This window comes from uncultured Nostoc sp. (assembly GCF_964245445.1).
GTDB lineage: Bacteria > Cyanobacteriota > Cyanobacteriia > Cyanobacteriales > Nostocaceae > Nostoc.
In genome coordinates, this window is record NZ_CAXTNE010000480.1 from 1 (window position 1) to 2,986 (window position 2,986).

The following is a 2,986-nucleotide window of genomic DNA, read 5'->3' on the forward strand; positions in this document are numbered from 1 at the left end:
TCGTCCCTCTCCTCTTTCGTTTCAATCCCTAATAGGGATTTTGATGAATTGCAATAGTCGCTATGGTACTTTAACCTTCTTGCGTGAGGTTTCAATCCCTAATAGGGATTTTGATGAATTGCAATCTGGTTTTACGCTTCAATACAAGCGAATACACCATCAGTTTCAATCCCTAATAGGGATTTTGATGAATTGCAATCCAGAGAAATTTATTGTTCTGCATTGTCTTTTTGTTTCAATCCCTAATAGGGATTTTGATGAATTGCAATAGCGGAAGCCTTAAACCCAAGCTATATTTAGTTTTCAAGGTGCGGTTGCGCGATTCAAGAGCAATGATAGCATTAGAGAATTCGTTTGGGAAGAGTGTCGGGAAAGGTTGAAGGCTAAAACTTACTTACTGTAAGTATTTCATAGATTGCGCGAATTAAAATTGGGCATCAGTGGGGTGAAATGCTTGCTGGGGTTGAAATAGAAGCACTTTATTTCGGCTGTGGAATTTGTACACCTACCCTACCGCGCATTTGACTTTTAACTTCCTCGGAGGGGCTGACCATACGTCCGACTTTTCCCCAACAACAGCCACAGAGAAAGAACGCTTAGACAGCAAACGAAGCTAATATGACGGTAAACTGATTGCTAAACCGTAGTATTTACATTGTAGTACTGTACGGATAAGCAACAATAAAGTTTTCGCCAATTGTAAAGTAGGAATGATGAAAGAAATAACACGCCGCAAATTTATCGCAACAGCCACAGTGGCGACAGGGTTTGCCCTCGCAGTACAACCCATTTCTGCCGAAGTCATCACCACCGATGCCAAGGGATTGGTTGCTGGTGCGGTGAAAATTCCTGTTAAAGATGGGCAAATTCCTGCCTATAGAGCAGCACCAGCTACTGGTGATAATTTCCCTATCGTCCTGGTAATTCAGGAAATATTTGGTGTACATGAGCATATTCAAGATATCACCCGTCGCTTTGCTAAGTTGGGGTATTTAGCGATCGCACCCGAATTATTCATCCGTCAAGGTGATGTTACTAAGTTAAGCAGCGTAGACGAAATTCGCCCAATTGTTGCCAAAGTGCCAGATGCCCAAGTGTTATCCGATCTTGATGCTACGGTAAACTGGGCTGTGAAATCAGCTAAAGGTAATGCCGATAAATTAGCAATTACAGGCTTCTGTTGGGGTGGCCGCATTACCTGGTTATATGCAGCACACAATCCCAAGGTGAAGGCAGGTGTGGCGTGGTATGGTCGACTCGTGGGCGATGCTACCGAACTTCAGCCCAAGTATCCCGTTGATATTGCATCAAAACTTACAGTCCCCATTCTCGGACTCTATGGTGGGAAGGATACAAGTATTCCCCTTGATACAGTAGAGCAGATGCGCGATCGCTTAAAGGAAAGCAGCAGCAAATCTGAAATTATCGTCTACCCCGATGCACCTCACGCTTTTTTTGCCGATTACCGCCCCTCCTACCGCGAAAAAGATGCTAAGGAGGGTTGGAAACGTCTCTTGGCGTGGTTTAAGAAAAATGGTGTTTAAAAAACTAGTACTCGCAAAAGTTTTCGGTTTACGAACTGTGACGTTGAAAAAAGTTCCAAATTGTTTCACTGGCGTTTAGCCCCAGCTTTGCATTGAATTTGTTTAAACTTTTGTCAGTTGAGGAACCACCAGGCCAGAAATGTCCGCCGTTTACTACCGCTAGCTGCCATACTTCTGAATTGCCACTACAACCTATGTAGATAGCGGTTTTTACTTTATCTTTAGAAAAGTTAGGAGATTCATTTGATGAAGTACATTGATCGTGCGATCGCCAAAAATCTACCATGTCTGAGATAGAAAGCAGCGCTCCTCGTTGAGTGTGATCATCACCTTCATAAAGTACATCGCGATCGTTTGTACCGTTGATCGTTAACATCGATATAGAAGTTCGAGGCTGGCAATTAGATTTGAGTCTAACTGGGAGTGAACCAGCTACTGATGCAAAACCAGAAATTTTATCAGGTAACTTACAAGCCAGTGCCTGGGTAAGTATGGCACCTCTAGAAAAACCGGTGGCATAAACTTTATGACTATCAATATTGATTTGCTGCTGAAGATGATTAATCAAAGCATTGACAAACGAAACATCATCCACCCTTCCTTGAGCGTTACCTCTAAGGCTCCATTTTTGGTCAATTCCATCTGGATAAACAACAATAAATCCTTTTTTATCTGCTAATTTATTGAAGTGAGTTACATTACTGATAGACCGACCATTACCATCATCTCCATGAAACACTAAAACTAACGGCATTGGGCGGTCTTGATTATAAGATTTTGGAGTGTACAAATAGTAAGTACGTAACTTTCCTTGATCATGTAGTTCTCCATAATTATCACCATTCAATATTTTTGCTTTAGTTATACTTTTTTCTTCAGCTTGAATGGAATTGCAGGCTGTTACTAAAGTAATTCCAAGTAGAACTATTAGAAGTTTCTTTAAAATCCGAGAATTTTGATATATAGTCATGTTAATTAAATTGACTTATGTAAAATACTTTATTTATTTTGTAATTCTTCTTTAGCAAAAACCTTCTACCTAATATAGCAGTTCTAAATCATTTGTGAAAATTATATCTCTCTTTCTTCTTTCCTTTGCGTCCTTAGCGTCCTTCTTTCCGAAACGCTGCGCGTTCGCGTAGCGTTCCGTTCGCGCAGCGTCCCGTAGGGAGGAAAGGCGGTTCGTTTCCTAATCTATATTTTTTACAACTCAAATAGGATTGCTATTGAGGCTAACAACCCTACTTGAGTTGTTAGCCTCCATTTAGATATTAAACTCTTACATTTACATAACGAGCAGGAACTCTAACCTTAACCAACCTGTTACCGCGTCGTACTGTTTCCCAATGTGCAGGAATTAACCTTCGTTGAAATCGGGCAACAACAGGTTGGGAGCAACGCGATTTGGTGAGGTAGGATCAAAAACCAGCGATCGCTAACAA

2 protein-coding genes and 1 CRISPR repeat array are annotated in these 2,986 nt (G+C 41.2%); of the genes, one reads left to right on the plus strand and one right to left on the minus strand.

Translation table 11 applies throughout. The features are described 5' to 3' along the window. Positions 1 to 18 precede the first annotated feature (18 nt). Positions 19 to 269: direct repeats of the CRISPR family, unit length 37 nt; unit sequence GTTTCAATCCCTAATAGGGATTTTGATGAATTGCAAT. Between the two features lie 444 nt (positions 270 to 713). Next, a complete protein-coding gene (locus tag ACFE90_RS37520; RefSeq protein ID WP_375507298.1) occupies positions 714 to 1,544 on the plus strand; it encodes a dienelactone hydrolase family protein in 831 nt (276 codons plus the stop codon). Between the two features lie 28 nt (positions 1,545 to 1,572). On the opposite strand, the gene ACFE90_RS37525 is transcribed toward ACFE90_RS37520, so the two are convergent. Then, positions 1,573 to 2,514 (minus strand): alpha/beta hydrolase family esterase, encoded by a 942-nt coding sequence (locus tag ACFE90_RS37525; RefSeq protein ID WP_375507297.1) that lies wholly within the window; start codon positions 2,512 to 2,514, stop codon positions 1,573 to 1,575. Positions 2,515 to 2,986 lie beyond the last annotated feature (472 nt).